General features: G+C 60.9%; 13 protein-coding genes. 9 read left to right on the forward strand and 4 right to left on the reverse strand.

All coding sequences use genetic code 11. From position 1 onward, the window contains the following. The first annotated feature begins 34 nt into the window (after positions 1-34). From EDF70_RS24100 to EDF70_RS24135, 8 genes are all read left to right on the forward strand, one after another. Positions 35-1936, forward strand: coding sequence for an ABC transporter ATP-binding protein (locus tag EDF70_RS24100; RefSeq protein ID WP_132278777.1), 1902 nt, complete (start codon positions 35-37; stop codon positions 1934-1936). Further along, a complete protein-coding gene (locus EDF70_RS24105) occupies positions 1933-3810 on the forward strand; it encodes an ABC transporter substrate-binding protein (RefSeq protein ID WP_132278780.1) in 1878 nt (625 codons plus the stop codon). Before EDF70_RS24100 ends, EDF70_RS24105 begins: the two co-directional genes overlap by 4 nt. Continuing rightward, positions 3810-4808, forward strand: coding sequence for an ABC transporter permease (locus EDF70_RS24110; protein ID WP_132278783.1), 999 nt, complete (start codon positions 3810-3812; stop codon positions 4806-4808). The genes EDF70_RS24105 and EDF70_RS24110 overlap by 1 nt, the downstream gene beginning before the upstream one ends. Next, positions 4805-5974 carry an ABC transporter permease gene (locus tag EDF70_RS24115; protein WP_132278786.1) on the forward strand — a complete coding sequence of 390 codons (1170 nt, stop codon included), beginning with the start codon at positions 4805-4807 and terminating at the stop codon, positions 5972-5974. The genes EDF70_RS24110 and EDF70_RS24115 overlap by 4 nt, the downstream gene beginning before the upstream one ends. 39 nt (positions 5975-6013) lie before the next feature. Next, positions 6014-7222: a glycosyltransferase family protein gene (locus tag EDF70_RS24120; protein WP_132278789.1), complete on the forward strand. Its 1209-nt coding sequence runs from the start codon at positions 6014-6016 to the stop codon at positions 7220-7222. A gap of 8 nt (positions 7223-7230) precedes the next feature. After that, positions 7231-8475 carry a glycosyltransferase gene (locus EDF70_RS24125; RefSeq protein ID WP_132278792.1) on the forward strand — a complete coding sequence of 415 codons (1245 nt, stop codon included), beginning with the start codon at positions 7231-7233 and terminating at the stop codon, positions 8473-8475. 1 nt (position 8476) lies between these two features. Then, positions 8477-9634 carry a glycosyltransferase gene (locus tag EDF70_RS24130; protein WP_132278795.1) on the forward strand — a complete coding sequence of 386 codons (1158 nt, stop codon included), beginning with the start codon at positions 8477-8479 and terminating at the stop codon, positions 9632-9634. Positions 9635-9779: 145 nt separating this feature from the next. Further along, complete coding sequence (locus tag EDF70_RS24135) at positions 9780-11150, forward strand: APC family permease (protein WP_132278798.1); 1371 nt, start codon at positions 9780-9782, stop codon at positions 11148-11150. A 57-nt stretch (positions 11151-11207) separates the two neighbouring features. Here EDF70_RS24135 and EDF70_RS24140 read toward each other — a convergent pair whose 3' ends face one another. Further along, positions 11208-11960, reverse strand: a complete 753-nt coding sequence (locus EDF70_RS24140) for an SDR family oxidoreductase (protein WP_132278801.1) — start codon at positions 11958-11960, stop codon at positions 11208-11210. Between the two features lie 98 nt (positions 11961-12058). On the opposite strand from EDF70_RS24140, the gene EDF70_RS24145 reads away from it, so the two are divergent. Then, positions 12059-12991, forward strand: coding sequence for an AraC family transcriptional regulator (locus tag EDF70_RS24145; protein ID WP_132278804.1), 933 nt, complete (start codon positions 12059-12061; stop codon positions 12989-12991). 21 nt (positions 12992-13012) lie between these two features. On the opposite strand, the gene EDF70_RS24150 is transcribed toward EDF70_RS24145, so the two are convergent. The 3 genes from EDF70_RS24150 to EDF70_RS24160 form a co-directional block, all read right to left on the reverse strand. Further along, positions 13013-14011, reverse strand: a complete 999-nt coding sequence (locus tag EDF70_RS24150; protein WP_132278807.1) for a P1 family peptidase — start codon at positions 14009-14011, stop codon at positions 13013-13015. 4 nt (positions 14012-14015) lie between these two features. Continuing rightward, on the reverse strand, positions 14016-15557 hold the full coding sequence (locus EDF70_RS24155) for an aldehyde dehydrogenase family protein (protein WP_132278810.1): 1542 nt from the start codon (positions 15555-15557) through the stop codon (positions 14016-14018). Between the two features lie 109 nt (positions 15558-15666). Then, positions 15667-16950 (reverse strand): FAD-binding oxidoreductase, encoded by a 1284-nt coding sequence (locus EDF70_RS24160; RefSeq protein WP_132278813.1) that lies wholly within the window; start codon positions 16948-16950, stop codon positions 15667-15669. Positions 16951-16962: the final 12 nt, after the last annotated feature.

Consider the following 16962-nt stretch of genomic DNA (forward strand, 5'->3'; position numbering starts at 1 on the left):
ACTGCGCCATGACGAAGGGCATCGGGGAAATGAAGTGACCGAACGCCACGATTTGCTGCGTGCCGAAGATTTGAGCGTATCGTTCCCGTTCTACGGTGGGCGCATCGAGGCGATCCGCAATTTCAGCCTGCGCATTTCTCCCGGCAAGGTCACGGCACTGGTGGGCGAATCCGGCTCCGGAAAGTCCGTTTTCGGCCGCACGATCATGGATATCGAATCCGCCTCGGCGCAGATCGGCGGGCGTGTTTTTTTCAATGACCCGGCCAGCAGCGAAGGCCCGATCGATCTTCTCGCTCTTCCGCATGACGGGCGAAAGATCCGCTCCATCCGCGGCAATCGCATCGGCATGATCTTTCAGGAACCGATGGTGTCGTTTTCACCGCTGCACACGATCGGTAACCAGATCGAGGAAGCGCTGAAGACCCACACGATCCTGTCGCCGGCGGAACGGCACGAACGGGTGATCGAGATGCTGGGGCTGGTCGGCTTTTCCAAGCCGAACAAGGTTTTTGGCATGTACCCGTTCGAACTTTCGGGCGGCATGCGCCAGCGTGCGATGATCGCCATGGCACTGATCTGTCGCCCGGCACTCCTGATTGCCGATGAGCCGACCACCGCGCTCGACGTCACCATCCAGGCGCAGATCCTCAAGCTTTTGAAAGACCTTCAATCGCGCTTCGACATGGCGATGCTGTTGATCACCCATGATCTCGGAGTGGTCGCCAATCTTGCCGACGAGGTGGTGGTCGTCTATCGCGGCGAGGTGATGGAAGCCGGTCCGGTTGCCGATATTTTCCGCGGACCAAAACATCCCTATCTCAAGGGCCTGATGGCAGCCGTTCCGCATTTCGATATGCAGCCGGGCGAACGTCTCAAGCCGTTGCGCGATATCGATGTCGATGGCGGCCGTATGCTCGCGAAAAAGAAAGCGGCAGCGGAGCCGGCTTCGGTGCATCCGCGCTCCGATGTCCTTCTCTCCGTCCGCAATATCAGCAAGTCTTTTACCGCCCGCCGTTCCGGTTTCTTTGGCCTTGGCACGCCGGAAAAGACTTTGGCCGTCAACGACGTCAGTTTTGACATTTTGCGCGGTGAGAGCCTTGGTCTCGTCGGCGAAAGCGGTTGTGGCAAGACCACGCTCAGCAAGATCCTGATGCGCGGACTGACGGCGGATGCCGGTTCCGTGACGTTCAACGGTGCCGATGGTCCCGTCGATGTGCTTCATGCCCATGGGCAGGAGCTGCGGGCACTGCGCCGAAAGGTGCAGATGGTGTTCCAGGATCCGGTCTCGTCGTTGTCGCCGCGCATGACGGTGCGCAACATCATCGCCGAACCACTGCAGATCCACGAAAAGGGCGATGCCGAAAAGCGCACCCGTATCGTCGAGGCGCTCACCAGCGCCATCGGTCTCGATCGCAGCGCGCTCAGCCGTTACCCGCACAGCTTTTCAGGCGGTCAGCGCCAGCGTATCGGCATTGCCCGCGCGCTCGCGCTAGGACCCGAGCTGCTGATCTGCGACGAACCTGTCTCGGCACTCGACGTATCGATCCAGGCGCAGATCCTCAATCTCCTGAAGGATCTGAAGAAGGAACTCGGCCTCACCTACCTGTTCATCTCGCACAATCTCGCGGTGGTGAACTACATGGCTGATCGGGTTGCCGTCATGTATGCCGGCCGTATTGTCGAGATCGGCCCCGTCGAAGCCATCATGCGCTCGCCGGTTCATCCCTATACGCGAAAACTGCTGGCGGCCGTGCCTTATCCCGATCTCGATCGCCCGCTCGATTATGCAACTGTCGGCAGTGCGCTGAAACGCCCGAAATGGGACGCGCCCTTCGATGACGAGGAGCAGCCGGAAAGTCTGGCGCATGCCGATCTCGGCGGTGGCCACCTCGTTCTCGCCCGGCGCAGTGTCGATGCTAGGGAGTTGCGGCCATGATCACCCGTCGCCTCCTGCTTTCGCTTCTTGCCTCTTCGGCTGTCGTGCCGTTCGCAAAGGCTGCCGAAACCGCCATGAACCTTGAAGGCGCTACGGTTCCACCCGGACCTCCAATGACGCCACGCGTGATCAATCTGGCAGCGCTCGGCCGCGAACCTGGCAAACGTGGCGGCACTGCGCGCATGCTGATCGGTGGGCAGCGCGATATCCGTCTGATGCCGATCAATGGTTATGCGCGGCTGATCGGTTACGACGAACATCTCAATCCGCTGCCGGATCTTCTGGAAAAATACGAGGTCGAGCACTCGCAGGTCTTCACCTTCCATCTGCGCGAAGGTCATCGCTGGTCGGATGGCAGCCCGTTCACGACGGAGGATTTCCGTTATGTCTGGGAAGACATGTTCCATAACAAGGAACTGCATCGCGGCGGCATTCCGGCCGAATTGATCGTCAATGGTGCAGAGCCGCGTTTCGAAATCCTCGATGAACTGACGGTGCGGTATTCGTGGGATGCACCCAATCCGGATTTTCTGGCACAGCAGGCTGCGCCTTCTCCGACGCGGCTGATGATGCCGTCAGCCTATATGAAGCAGTTCCATGCGAAATATCAGGACGCGGGCACGCTGGCGAAACTGATCAAGGCGAACCGCGTCGAAGACTGGTCGTCGCTGCATCAGAACAAGGGCCGTACGGTTCGGCCAGAAAATCCCGATCTGCCGACGCTCGACCCCTGGCGCAACCGGACTGCTCCCCCCGCACAGCAGTTCATTTTCGAGCGTAACCCGCATTTTCACCGCATCGACGAAAACGGCGTGCAGCTGCCCTATATCGATCGCTTCGTGCTTAATGTCAGTTCGCCCGGCCTGATTGCCGCCAAGGCGGGCTCGGGGGAGAGCGAGCTTCAGCTCGCCAATATCGATTTCGCCGACTACACGTTCCTGAAAAGCTCGGAGCAGCGCTTTCCGGTACACGTCAATCTGTGGAAGCGCACGCAAGGGTCGCGCATCGCGCTGATGCCCAATCTCACCTGCAAGGATGATATCTGGCGCGGCCTGTTCCGGGATGTCCGCGTGCGGCGGGCACTCTCGCTGGCCATCGATCGCAGCGAGATTAACAAGGCGTCTTTCTACGGTATAGCCAAGGAGAGCGCGAATACGATCCTGCCGGAAAGCCGCCTCTACCGGAAGGAATATGCCGAAGCCTATATTGCGCATGATCCGCATGAGGCAAACCGGCTTCTGGATGAGGCAGGTCTCGCGCGCCGCAACGAAAAAGGGTTTCGGCTGCTTTCGGATGGCCGCATCGCGCAGATCGTCATCGAGACGGCGGGCGAGGATTCCTTCGAAAGCGATGTGCTCGAACTGGTTGCCGATCACTGGTACAAGGTCGGCATCGCCATCCATGTCCGCGCCTCGAGCCGCGAATTGTTCCGCAGCCGCATCCGTGGCGGCGAAACGATCATGTGCGTCTGGCCGGGTATCGACAATGGCGTGCCGACGGCCGACATGTCGCCGAAGGAACTTGCGCCGACCTCTGATGACCAGCTGCAATGGGCAAACTGGGGTCTGCATTATCTGTCCGGCGGCAGCGATGGCCGTCCGCCCGATATGCCGGAACCATTGAAACTGCTCGATCTTCTGGCCGACTGGAGACGTAGCGGCGAAACGGCCGAGCGTGAAAAGATCTGGCATGAAATGCTGTCGATCTACACCGATCAGGTCTTCACCATCGGCATCGTCAATGCGGCGCTGCAGCCGGTGGTGAGTTCGTCGCGCCTGCGCAACATGCCGTCGCGCGGTCTGTTCTGTTTCGATCCCTATTCCTATCTCGGCGTCTACATGCCGGACACGTTCTGGTTCGGGGAGAGCGCCTGATGCTACGGTACATTCTCTGGCGCATCCTCGTGATGATCCCGACGCTGCTGATGATCTCGCTTCTGGTCTTCACCATCATCGAGCTGCCACCGGGCGATTATTTTGAAAGTTACGTCGAGGAAATGCGTGCCATCGGCGAAAAGGCCGATCTGCAGGAAATCGAGGAGTTGAAGGCCCGCTACGGTTACGACAAGCCGGCGCCGATAAGGTACCTCAACTGGGTCGGCGGCATGCTGGTCGGCGATTTCGGTTATTCCTTCGAATACCGCATGCCGGTCAACGAGGTGGTCGGCGATCGTCTATGGCTCACTATTTTGGTGTCTTTCGTCACCATCGCGCTCACCTGGATCATCGCCTTTCCGATCGGTGTCTATTCGGCCACGCGCCAATATAGCTGGGGTGATTACGGCCTGACGCTGTTCGGGCTGATCGGCATTGCCGTGCCGAATTTCATCTTCGCGCTGATCCTGATGTATTTCGCCAATATCTGGTTCGGCACGACGATCGGCCATCTGATGGACCAGAAATATCTCAACCAGCCGATGAGCTGGGACAAGTTCTGGTCGATCCTCGAGCACCTGTGGATCCCGGTCATCATCATCGGCACGGCCGGCACGGCCTCGATGGTTCGGCGCCTGCGTGCAAACCTTCTCGATGAGTTGCAGAAGCAGTATGTCATGACGGCGCGGGCCAAGGGCCTGCATCCGCTCAAGGTTCTGGTCAAATATCCATTGCGCATGTCGCTCAATTTCTTCATCTCGGATATCGGCTCGATCCTGCCGTCGATCATTTCGGGTGCGGAAATCACCGCCGTGGTGCTGTCGCTGGAAACCACCGGCCCGATGCTGATCAAGGCATTGCAGAGCCAGGACATGTATCTGGCCGGCTCCTTCCTGATGTTCCTTGCTTTCCTGACAGTCATCGGCGTGCTGGTGTCGGATATTGCGCTGGCACTGTTTGATCCGCGTATTCGCCTGAAAGGAGGGGCCACCAAGTGAAACCGACCCTTCCCGAAAGCGGCCAGCCGCTCGCCCATTATGTTTCGACCGCACCTTTCGACCCCTACGCGACAGAAGCGGCCGCCGCCTCCAGCGCCTATACGGAAGCATCGCAGCTGAAGCTGATGTGGTGGCGGTTCAAGCGCCATCGGCTGGCGCTGATCTCCGGCATCCTGTTGGCTGTCGCCTATCTGTCGATCATCATCGTCGAGTTTCTGGCGCCCTATAACCTGCACACGCGCAACATCGACAGCATCTATTCACCACCGCAATCGGTGCATCTTTTTCATGACGGCGAATTCGTCGGGCCGTTTGTCTACAAGCAGCACATGCAGCTCGACATGACGACGTTGCGAAGGGTTTATACCGATACCAATATCGTGCAGCCGCTGCGCTTCTTCTGTCATGGCGATGCCTATCGTTTCTGGGGGCTGGTCGAAACCGATCGCCATCTGGTTTGCCCGGCTGAAGGTGGTGATTTCTTCCTGCTCGGCACGGATCGGCTCGGGCGGGATGTCATGTCGCGCATTCTGTATGGTGCCCGCATATCGCTGACGATCGGCCTTCTCGGCATCACCACCAGCTTTGTTCTCGGCATTGTGATCGGTGGCCTTGCGGGTTATCGCGGTGGCGTGTTCGATCTGATCGTCCAGCGCATCATCGAGGTGTTGCAGTCCATTCCCAGCATTCCGTTGTGGCTGGCTTTGGCCGCCATCATGCCGGTGACATGGAGCCCGTTGATCATCTATCTCGGCATCACCTTCATCCTCGGCATGCTCGACTGGACGGGGCTGGCGCGTGCCGTGCGTTCCAAACTGTTTTCGCTGCGGGAGGAGGATTATGTCCTTGCCGCGCAGCTGATGGGGGCCAGCAAGACCCGTATCATCGGCCGCCATCTGGTGCCCGGTTTCATGTCGCATCTGATCGCCAGCGCCACGCTCGCCATTCCCGGCATGATCCTTGGCGAAACGACGCTCAGCTTCCTCGGTCTCGGTCTGCGGGCACCGATCACGAGCTGGGGTGTCTTGCTCACGGAAGCGCGCACGGTTAACGTGATTGCCCTCTATCCCTGGCTTCTGTTTCCGGTCATCCCGGTCATTGTGGTCATCCTGGCATTCAACTTTCTGGGAGACGGCTTGCGCGACGCGGCCGATCCCTACAAGTGACACGCATCGCATTCGTATAATCTGAAACGAAAGACCCACATGACGCGCCGTCTCGATAACGCTCGCATCCTCATGTACAGCCATGACACGTTTGGACTCGGCCACCTGCGCCGCTGTCGCGCCATCGCCCATTCGCTGGTCGAGGATTATCGTGGTCTCAACGTACTGATCATTTCCGGCGCCACCATTGCCGGCGCCTTCGACTATCGCGCCCGCGTCGATTTCGTCAAAATCCCGTCGGTCATCAAGCTGCGCAACGGCGAATACACGTCGATGGATCAGCATATCGATCTTCAGGAAACCCTGAAGATGCGCCAGTCGATCATCCGGCATACTGCCGAAACCTTCGACCCCGACATCTTCATCATCGACAAGGAGCCGCTTGGCCTGCGCGGCGAAGTCGAGGATACGCTGGCCTATCTGAAGACCCGCGGCACCAAGCTGGTTCTCGGCCTGCGCGAAGTCATGGATGCGCCGCACCTTCTCGACAAGGAATGGCAGCGCAACGACGTGATGCGCAAGATCGGCCAGTATTATGATGATATCTGGGTTTATGGTCCGCCGGAGTTTTATGATCCGCTGGTTGGCCTCGATGCGCCGCAGAACGTGCGCTCCAAGATGAGTTTCGTCGGTTTTCTGCAGCGTGCCGTCGGTGAAGGCGTGCAGTCGGATCACCGCCAGAAGGGCGACTATATTCTCGTCACCACCGGCGGCGGCGGCGATGGCGCCGATCTCGTGCAGGAAGTGATTGCCGGTTACGAAGCTGATCCGACTTTCACGCAGAAGGCGCTGATCGTGCTTGGTCCCTATATGCCGGCCGAACAACGCCATCGCCTGCAGGAGGCCGCTTCGCGTGTCGGTCCACTGGAAGTGATCGAGTTCGACAACCGCATGGAAGATCTCGTTGCCAATGCCAAGGCGGTCGTCGCCATGGGCGGCTACAACACCTATTGCGAAATCCTCTCCTTCGACAAACCGGCGCTGATCGTGCCGCGCACACAGCCGCGCGAAGAACAGCTCATCCGCGCAAAGCGTGCCACCGAACTCGGGCTTGTCACCATGCTTCTGCCGGAGGAATCCGCCGATCCCAAGCGCATGGCGCAGGCATTGCGCACCCTGCTCACCCAGCCGGCACCTTCTGCAGGCGATCCGAGCCTGAGGCTTGAGGGGCTTGCCCATATCTCATCCATGGTCGGCGAGTGGATGAACCACAGGGACGGCGACCATCTGTCGGTCGTGCAGGGCTGATCCTTCCCATGTTGGAAAAGAAGAAGATCGTTGTCCTCCTGAAGGGCTATCCGCGCCTTTCGGAAACGTTCATCGCGCAGGAGCTTCTTGGGCTAGAACGGGCCGGGCTGACGCTCGAACTGTTTTCCATGCGCCGGCCCACCGACAAAAAACGCCACCCCATCCATGACGAAATCCGCGCGCCGGTCAAATACCTGCCGGAATATCTGCATGAGGAGCCGCTGCGGGTGTTGTGCTCGCTCGTGAAGGCAGCGCGCAAGCCGGGTTTCGGCAAGGCATTTCGCCAGTTCCTGTCGGACCTCGGCCGCGATTTTTCGCGCAACCGTTTTCGCCGTTTCGGACAGGCTGCCGTGCTGGTGGCCGAATGGCCGCAGGACGCGGACTGGCTTTATGTGCATTTCATCCACACACCGGCCTCCGTTGGCGGCTATGCAGGCCTTATTGCCAACATCCCATGGTCGGTCTCGGCGCATGCCAAGGATATCTGGACATCGCCCGCCTGGGATCTGCAGGGCAAGCTCAGACAGGCAAGCTGGGCCATCACCTGCACCCGCGCCGGGTTCGATCATCTGACTGAACTTGCCGGTCGTGGTGATGTCGTCAACCTCAGTTATCACGGCCTCGATCTCGACCGTTTCCCGGTCTTTGCCGACAAGCGGAATGTCCGCGACGGTTCTTCGGCAGACGATCCGGCCATCATTCTCTCCGTCGGTCGCGCGGTCAAAAAGAAGGGTTACGACACCCTGCTTCAGGCTCTGTCGCTTCTGCCAAAGGATCTGCACTGGCGGTTCCGCCATATCGGTGGCGGCGAGCAGCTTTCGGCGTTGAAAGCGCAGGCTGAACAACTCGGTATCACCGATCGCATCGAGTGGTTTGGCGCTCTGGCGCAGGTGGAAGTGCTGGAACATGATCGCAACAGCGACGTCTTTGCGCTCGCCTCGCGCATTACCGATGACGGTGATCGCGACGGCCTGCCGAATGTGCTGGTCGAAGCCGCCAGCCAGCGCATGGCCTGCGTGGCAACCGCCCAGGCCGGCATTTCCGAACTTTTCATTAATGACGAAAACGGCCTGCTGGTGCCGCCGGACGATGCGAAGGCTTTGGCTGTGGCACTGGAACGCATGATCCGCGATCCGGCGCTGCGCCAGCGTCTGGGGGACGCCGCCGAACAGCGCGTCCGCCACGAATTCGATCATCGCGCCAGCATCCGCCAGCTGGAAACACTGTTTGCCGCCCATCGCGGAAAGGCCTGACATGTCCACCAATGAAAGCCGGCAGCCGCGCGTTTTCTTTTATGTCCAGCATCTGCTCGGCATCGGCCATCTCGCTCGCGCCAGCCGCGTCGCTGCAGCGCTGGTGGAGGGTGGTTTTGCCGTGACGCTGGTGACAGGCGGTCTGCCGGTCAAGGGTTTTCCGGGACCGGGCATCGAGCATATCGAACTGCCGCCGGTCGCCACAGGCGTGGAATTCGCCGGCCTGGCGCAGGCGGATGGCACGCCGGTCGACAAGGTTTTTGAGGAAGCACGCACCAGACTGCTGCTGGATGCCTTTCATCGTGTGAAGCCGGATGTGGTCATCACCGAGGCCTTTCCCTTCGGTCGTCGTCAGGTGCGTTTCGAGCTTCTGCCGCTGCTGGATGCCATCGCGGCCACGGAACCGCGTCCGATCGTCTGTGCCTCCGTGCGTGACATTTTGCAGGAAAACCGCAAGCCCGGCCGCGATCAGGAAACCGTCGACCTGGTGCAAAACCATTTCGACCATGTTCTGGTGCACGGCGATCCCGCTTTTGCCCGCATCGAAGATACGTTTCCGCTGGCCGACCGGATCTCCGAGCGTGTCATCTATACCGGCATGGTCGCCCCGCCGGCGCCAAATCCCTCGCCGGAGCGCTATGATATCGTCGTCTCCGCCGGTGGCGGCGTGGTCGGCGCGGCCTTGATGGAGGCGGCGGTCGCGGCATCTGCCGATTTCGATGCGGCGCTGAAATGGTGCGTCATCACCGGCCCCAACCTGCCGCAGGCGGATTTCGACCGGCTGGCCGTCGGCACGCCCGACAATATCAGCTTGTTCCGGTTTCGCCCGGATTTCCCGAACCTGCTGGCGGCCGCCACGCTCTCCATCTCGCAGGCCGGCTACAACACGGTCGGCGATCTGCTGCAAACCTCCTGCCGCCTGCTTCTGGTGCCCTTTGCCACCGGTGGCGAAACGGAACAGACCGAGCGCGCCGAAAAGCTGAAGGCCATGGGACTGGCCGCGGTGGTGGAAGAAGCGTCCCTGTCGAAGGAAAGCATGTCGGCGGCGATAACCGAGGCATTGAAACTGCCGCCACCGTCCACGGTCGATATCCGCATGGATGGCGCCAAGGAAACGGGCCGGATATTGCGCGGGCTTCTGGCGGAACGCGTGAATTAGCCTCAAGGCACCGTCATCCGTCGACCTCTAAGGCAAGCATCAATCCTTTCAAATGCTTGCCTATCCGAAATTGCTTTTCCGCAATCGGGAACAACAGTCCGTGATTGGCGTTGAGCGTGATCGACGCTGAGGGAGGACGCCCGAGATGACCACGCCTGTGACCAAGCCGGATGATTCGGCAGAGCCGAAAACCGAACTCAACCGCATGATCGGCCCCGGCCTGCTGCTTCTCTTCATCGTCGGCGATATTTTAGGCACCGGCATCTATGCGCTGACCGGTCAGGTGGCGGCAGAAGTCGGTGGTGTCGTCTGGCTGCCATTCCTCATCGCCTTTGCCGTGGCACTGGTCACCGCCTGCAGCTATCTTGAGCTTGTCACCAAATACCCGCAGGCGGCGGGTGCCGCGCTTTACACCCACAAGGCTTTCGGGGTGCACTTTCTCACCTTTATCGTCGCCTTCGCCGTTATGTCGTCCGGTATCACCTCGGCCTCGACAGCCTCACGCGCTTTTGCCTCCAATTTCACGGCCGCCACCGGGTTCGATTTCGGGGCCTATGGCGTCACCGGTGTGGCACTCTTCTTCATTGCCGCCATTGCGCTCGTCAATTTCCGTGGCGTCGGCGAAAGCGTGAAGATGAATGTGGTGCTCACTGTGGTCGAACTCACCGGCCTGTTCATCATCATCGGCATCGGTTTCTGGGCGATCGGCAATGGCCAGGGCGATGTTTCCCGCGTCTGGACCTTTGAGCCTGCCGGTGACCATGGCGTCATCTGGTCGGTGGTTGCCGCCACCACGCTTGCTTTTTTCGCCATGGTCGGCTTCGAGGATTCGGTCAACATGGCCGAGGAATGCAAACAGCCGAGCCGGATTTTTCCAAAAGTGCTGCTCGGCGGTCTCGTCATCACCGGCGTCATCTACATCCTCGTCGCCATCTCGGCGATCACGCTGGTCTCTGCCGCCGATCTCGGTGAAGGTGAAACGCCGCTGCTGAAGGTCATTCAGGCCGGCGCACCCAATTTCCCGATCAGCATTTTCGGTGTCATCACCATGTTCGCCGTCGCCAATTCGGCGCTGATCAACATGATGATGGCGAGCCGCCTGATCTACGGCATGAGCCGCGAAGGCGTGCTGCCGGCGGCGCTCGGAAAAGTCCACAAAACGCGCCGCACGCCCTATATTGCCATCGTCTTCACTACGCTGCTGGCCGTCGGCCTGATTGCCTTTGCCGGTGGCGTGCCGGCGCTCGGCGGCACTACGGCGCTGCTGCTGCTCGCTGTCTTTGCCATCGTCAATGTCGCGGTGCTGGTGTTGCGCAAGGACACGGTCGGCCACAAGCATTTTCGTACACCGACCTTTCTGCCGGTGATCGGTGCGGCCAGTTGCCTGTTCCTCGTCGGCCCATGGACCGGCCGCGATCCGGTGCAGTACACGATTGCCGCCGTGCTGTTGGCTATCGGCGTGGTTCTGTGGTTTGCCACGGTACGGTTCATGAAGGCGCAGGCGCAAACGGCTTGATGTCACGCATCTTCGCTGAAGGAACGGCGGCAACCTGAACCGTTGCCGCCTTAAAACTTACATGCCCGCCTCGGCCATCCAGAATTCCGCATCCGCACCGCCCGGAATATGCAGCGGGGCAGACGGATCGGTCGCTGCCCGCCAGACTGCTTCCGCCACATCGGGTGCATAGGTCACGGGACCGGTATCGTCCTGCACGGTTTTCACGAATTGCTGAAGCATCGGTGCATAATCCGCATTGTCCATCCCGCGCAGGTGAGGGCGTGCGTTCGCTCCGAAACTGGTTTCCGGCGAACGGCCCGGCAGGACGATATGCACCCGGACGCCAAAAGGCTCCATTTCAATTGCGAGCGATTCCGTAAAAGCGTTCACGGCTGCCTTGCTTGCCCGATAGACACCGATTACCGGCAACGGCTTTACCGTCACCGTGGAGGTCACGTTGATGATGACACCTGCCCGGCGCTGGCGCATCTGCGGCAGCACCGCCTGAACCATCGCCAATGTTCCGATCGTGTTTGTCTGGAACAGCGCCTGCACCGTTTCCGGTGCTGTCAGTTCCACCGGCGATGGCGCTCCGAAACCGGCATTGTTGACAAGAACGTCGATTGGCCCGGCATCTTCCACCGCCTGCGAAATGCTTGCCGGATCGGTGACGTCGAGCGCAAGAATGCGCAGACGTTCGGACACCGGCAGCAGGCCCGTATCGGGCTTGCGCATCGTCGCGATCACGTCCCAGCCCCGCTCAAGAAAGAGTTTTGCCGTCTCAAGACCGAAACCAGACGAGCAACCGGTGATCAATATCGTGGACATATGCTTCTCCATGTCAAAAGGAATGAAGCCATGGTAATGACGAATATCGAGACTTTATATATTCCAGAATCTCCATTTCTTTAGAGACAGTCCTGATCATGTCCGTCGATCCCCTTGCCGAAATCGTTACGCTGCTGCAGCCCACAGCCCGTTTTTCGAAACTGGTGGAATGTGCCGGCGCCTGGAGGATCGAGCGGGAAGCGACTGGCGAACCGTTCTACTGCGCAATCCTTGAGGGGCGTTGCCGCGTGCGGTTCGGCGGCGGCCAGCCGTTCATGCTGCAGGCCGGTGACTTCATACTCGTGCCCGCCATGCGCAATCTCGCCAATGAGAGCATTGATGCGCCGGCCGATCTCCCTGCCATGGTGCCCACGCAACTTGGTGATGGCCGTTTTCGTGTCGGCTCACTGGAAGGACCGGCCGATCTGCGCATGCGCATAGGTCATTGCAGTTTTGGCTCACCGGATGCAGCCCTGCTCGTATCCCTCTTGCCCGATGTCGTTATCGTTCGCGATCAGCCGCGGCTGGCGACACTGATGCAATTGGTTGGAGAAGAGACACGCGCGCGTCGGCCGGCGCGTGAACTCGTTCTGGAGCGACTGTTGGAGGTGCTGCTGATCGAGGCGTTGCGATCCGGCACGGAGACCACTGCATCACCCGGCCTGAGCCGTGGCCTTGCCGATGAACGCCTCTCGGCGGCGCTTCACGCCATGCATGCGCGGCCTGCTCATCCGTGGACGGTTGCCGATCTGGCCACAGAAGCCGCCCTGTCCAGATCGGCATTTTTTGCGCGCTTCAACCGTGTCGTCGGCCTGCCGCCGATGGAATATCTGCTGGCCTGGCGTATGGCGCTCGCCAAGCGGCTTTTGCGCGACCGCGACATGGGAATGGATGACGTCGCCGAACGCGTGGGTTACGGGTCGGCAAGCACGTTCAGCGTCGCCTTTGCGCGACACGCGGGCATGCCGCCGGCACGATATGCGCGCAGCGAGCTGCGGGATGGAATGAGCACCACAGGGTTCGGGACATAGGGCAGGGAGCGCGAGGTTTCGCTATTTGGTAAACCGATCCCGCCACGCCCCCTGCGCGCCCTCCACCGGCAGTGACGTTGCCTCATACACGCCGCGTGCAATGGCTCGTGCTGTCACGATCGTCGCCAGATGAAAGATCTCCATCAACTCCGCCATGCCCCCCACCGGCTTTTCGCCGGTCGCGGCGGCAAACATCGTGTCTCCGTCGAAGGGCAGGTGGGCGGGCAGCACGGCGCGGGCCAGTCCGTCATGGGCGAGTATGGAGAGGCGATGTGCCTGCGCCTTGGTCAGCACTGCGTCTGTTACGACAATGCCTATTGTCGTTGCCGTCACGTTCACGCCTTTCAGGCGCATATCCGTATCGAAGGTCGTGGGAATGCCCAGCCCGCCAAATTCGTTATTCTGTTCGAACGTGGCGGCCCAGAAATGCGGGCCGTTGCCGATCGTTGCCGAGCCCAGTGCATTGGCGGCCACCAGTGCCGCCACCGTATGTCCGGCTTTGGTTCTGGCGCTGGCTGATCCCAGCCCGCCCTTGAAGGTCGCCGTGGTCGCCCCGGTGCCGGCGCCCACTGTGCCGAGCGCAGAGTCGCCTTTTCCGATCGCTTCGAAAGCCTCAAAACCCATGTCGCGATAGGGGGAATGGCGACCCCAGTCCTTGTTCCCGCTGTTCAGGAGATCCATCAGGATTGCCTGCGGCACGATCGGCACTTTTGTGGTGCCGACCGTCAGGCCGCGTCCGATTTCGCGAAGACCTGCCTGCACGCCGCCGGCCGCATCCAGCCCGAAGGCCGAGCCGCCGGAGAGCACGAATGCATCCACCGTCTCGACCGTCATGGACGGGTCGAGGAGGGCGGTGTCGCGTCCGCCCGGCGCGCCACCCAGTACGCTGCCGGAGGCAATCACCGGGCGGTCGAAGACGACGGCCGTCACGCCGGAGCCGAGCACGAGGTCGGTGGCATGGCCGACGGCCACGCCCTTGATATCGGTCAGCAGGTTTTTCAACGGCGCATCAGCTGTCATCGGCTCAGTCGATGTCGAACTTCACACCCTGCGCCAGTGGCAGCGTGCGACCATAGTTCAGCGTGTTGGTGGCGCGGCGCATATAGGCGCGCCAGGCATCCGAACCCGATTCGCGGCCGCCGCCGGTTTCCTTCTCGCCCCCGAATGCGCCACCGATCTCGGCACCCGAAGGGCCGATATTGACATTGGCGATGCCGCAATCCGAGCCCTGCGAAGAGACAAAATTTTCCGCCTCGCGCATGTCGTTGGTGAAGATCGACGACGACAGGCCCTGCGGCACATCATTGTGCAGGGCAATGGCCTGATCGAAATCGGAATAGCGGATCACGTAGAGGATCGGTGCAAAGGTTTCGTCCTTCACCGGGCCTGTCTGGTCCGGCATTTCCACGATGGCCGGGCGTGCGTAATAGGCCTCGGTGGCATCGTCGGAAAGAACTCGTTCGCCACCAGACACCTTGCCGCCGGCGGCGCGTGCTGCGTCGAGTGCGCCTTGCATCTTGTCGAAGGCAGCCTTGTCGATCAGCGGGCCGACTAGATTGCCTGCCGTCAGCGGGCTGCCGATCGTCACCGACTGGTAGGCCTTGATCAGGCGTGGCACCAGCTGGTCGTAAACGCTGTCATGCACGAACAGGCGACGCAGGGTTGTGCAGCGCTGGCCGGCCGTGCCCATGGCGGAAAAGGCGACGCCGCGCAGGGTGAGGTCGAGGTCGGCGGTCGGGGTGACGATCGCGGCATTGTTGCCGCCGAGTTCGAGGATCGAGCGGCCAAACCGCTGCGCCACGCGCGGGCCGACGAGACGGCCCATGGCGGTGGAGCCGGTGGCGGAAATCAGAGGAACTTTTTCATTGTCGACCAGCACTTCGCCGATCTCGCGGCCGCCGATCAGCAGGGTCGAGAGGTTTTCCGGCGCTTCGTAACCGGCATCGCGATAGCGCTTTACGGCTTTCTCGAAGATCGCCTGCGTGGCGAGCGCCGTCAGTGGTGTCTTTTCGGATGGCTTCCAGACGGTGGAATTGCCGCAGACCAGCGCCAGCGCCGAATTCCACGACCAGACCGCGACCGGAAAGTTGAAGGCCGATATGATGCCGACAACGCCGAGCGGATGCCAGGTTTCCATCATGCGGTGATCGGCGCGTTCTGTGGCGATGGTGAGGCCATAAAGCTGACGCGACAGGCCGACGGCGAAATCGCAGATGTCGATCATCTCCTGTACTTCGCCCAGACCTTCCGACGTCACCTTGCCGACTTCGATCGATACCAGCTGGCCGAGTGCATCCTTGGCGGCGCGCAGTTCCTCGCCGAGAAGACGGATCAGTTCGCCACGCTTGGGGCCGGGCACCTTGCGCCATGCCAGGAATGCTTGTTGCGCCTTGTCGATCGCGGCCTTGGCGTCGTTTGCGGAATGTTCCGGCAGGGTGCCGATTTCCTTGCCGGTGACGGGAGAACGAACGGCCAGCGTGCCGCCCTTGTAGCGGGAGGTTGCCACGCCGAGATCGGCGAGAATGCGGTCCACGTCGGCGGCGAGGTCGAGTGTGGCAAGGGTCATATCGGTCTCCAGTTTTTGGTGCGTTCTCTATCCGGGAACGTCGTGATTGCGTGCAATGTACAAGCGGCGACGGCTTGCGCAATCGCGGCGATGGATATTTGTTGCCCGTTCAGAAGCGTTCGCCGGCAAAATGGGCGATCTGCGCACCCGCTTCGTAATAGGCTTCCTTCAGCCCCCGCAGCGATGGCAGCTTTGGATCGCTGACCGGCAGCGGCATGTCCTCTTCGGGAAGTCGGCCGAGAATGTGCTCTGCCAGCACTTTTCCGAATGTCGTGCCGGGCGCGATGCCGCGGCCATTGTAACCACAGAAACCGATGACATTGCGGTCGAACCTGTGCAGGCGCGGCAGGGCATTGTCGGTCATGCCGATCTGGCCGTACCATTCCGCCTCGAATTCGATTTCGCCAAGCTGTGGAAACAGCCGCGCCAGAGACCGTTTCGCCCAGCCTTTGTGGATGCCCGTCCCGGTGCCGCGCAGAGCGCCGACGCTGCCGAACACCAGCCGGCCGCTGCGGTCCATGCGGAAAGAGGAAAGCACCTCCTTCGTGTCCCAGCAGCCTTCGTGGCCGCGCAGGATGGAGCGTAGCAGATTATCCGAAAGTGGTTTGGTCGCGAGATTGAAATAGGGCAGATGCACCTGCTCTTCCCGGATCACCTGCCATGGCCCGGTGCTGTAGGCATCGGTGGCAACGATCACCCAATCGGCCGAAATTTCGCCATGGGCAGTGCGCACCACATGTTTTTCACCTACCTTGTCGGCGGAAACCACGGCGCTGCCGGTAAACAGCCTTGCCCCCGCCTTTACCGCCGCATGCGCCAAACCTCTGGCATAGGCAAGCGGCTGCAGTGTGCCTGCCCGCATGTCGAGCAGCGCACCGGCATAGGCGGCACTGCCCACCCGCCGTTCCGTCTCCGTGGCATCGAGTATCGAAACCGGTGCCCCGCGTGCCTGCCACTGGCGGGCGCGTTCCTCCAGTTCCTTCAAACCTTCGGCTCCGACGGCCAGATGCAGCGTGCCGTTTTCGACAAGCTCGCATTCGATGTCGTGTTTCCTGATCGTCTCGCGCACCAGCGCCGGGCCATTGCCGAGCAAAGTCAGTGCCCGCTCGCCGTAAACCGGGCCAAGCTCTTTTGGAAAATCATCGGGCATGACCCACATGCCGGCATTGATCAGCCCGACATTGCGGCCGGCACCGCCGAAACCGATCTCGCTCGCCTCCAGCAAAGCCACGCTCACACCGGCTTCGGCCAGATGCAGCGCGGCCGAAAGGCCGGTGTAACCACCGCCGACGATCACCACATCCGCCGTCTCGGCTCCTTCGAGACGCACTGTTACCGGCGCTGTCGGAGCCGTCTTTTCCCAAAGGCCGTGCGAACGTGGATTGTCGAGCATGATGCGATATCC

This window comes from Neorhizobium sp. JUb45, from assembly GCF_004343585.1.
Lineage (GTDB): Bacteria > Pseudomonadota > Alphaproteobacteria > Rhizobiales > Rhizobiaceae > Neorhizobium.

What these genes read in the sequence shown, in the direction of transcription:
- EDF70_RS24105 (WP_132278780.1), top strand. Translation starts at nt 1,933, where the DNA reads ATGATCACCCGTCGCCTCCTGCTTTCGCTTCTTGCCTCTTCGGCTGTC.
- EDF70_RS24110 (WP_132278783.1), top strand. Translation starts at nt 3,810, where the DNA reads ATGCTACGGTACATTCTCTGGCGCATCCTCGTGATGATCCCGACGCTG.
- EDF70_RS24120 (WP_132278789.1), top strand. Translation starts at nt 6,014, where the DNA reads ATGACGCGCCGTCTCGATAACGCTCGCATCCTCATGTACAGCCATGAC.
- EDF70_RS24125 (WP_132278792.1), top strand. Translation starts at nt 7,231, where the DNA reads ATGTTGGAAAAGAAGAAGATCGTTGTCCTCCTGAAGGGCTATCCGCGC.
- EDF70_RS24130 (WP_132278795.1), top strand. Translation starts at nt 8,477, where the DNA reads ATGTCCACCAATGAAAGCCGGCAGCCGCGCGTTTTCTTTTATGTCCAG.
- EDF70_RS24135 (WP_132278798.1), top strand. Translation starts at nt 9,780, where the DNA reads ATGACCACGCCTGTGACCAAGCCGGATGATTCGGCAGAGCCGAAAACC.
- EDF70_RS24140 (WP_132278801.1), bottom strand. Translation starts at nt 11,960, where the DNA reads ATGTCCACGATATTGATCACCGGTTGCTCGTCTGGTTTCGGTCTTGAG.
- EDF70_RS24145 (WP_132278804.1), top strand. Translation starts at nt 12,059, where the DNA reads ATGTCCGTCGATCCCCTTGCCGAAATCGTTACGCTGCTGCAGCCCACA.
- EDF70_RS24150 (WP_132278807.1), bottom strand. Translation starts at nt 14,011, where the DNA reads ATGACAGCTGATGCGCCGTTGAAAAACCTGCTGACCGATATCAAGGGC.
- EDF70_RS24155 (WP_132278810.1), bottom strand. Translation starts at nt 15,557, where the DNA reads ATGACCCTTGCCACACTCGACCTCGCCGCCGACGTGGACCGCATTCTC.
- EDF70_RS24160 (WP_132278813.1), bottom strand. Translation starts at nt 16,950, where the DNA reads ATGCTCGACAATCCACGTTCGCACGGCCTTTGGGAAAAGACGGCTCCG.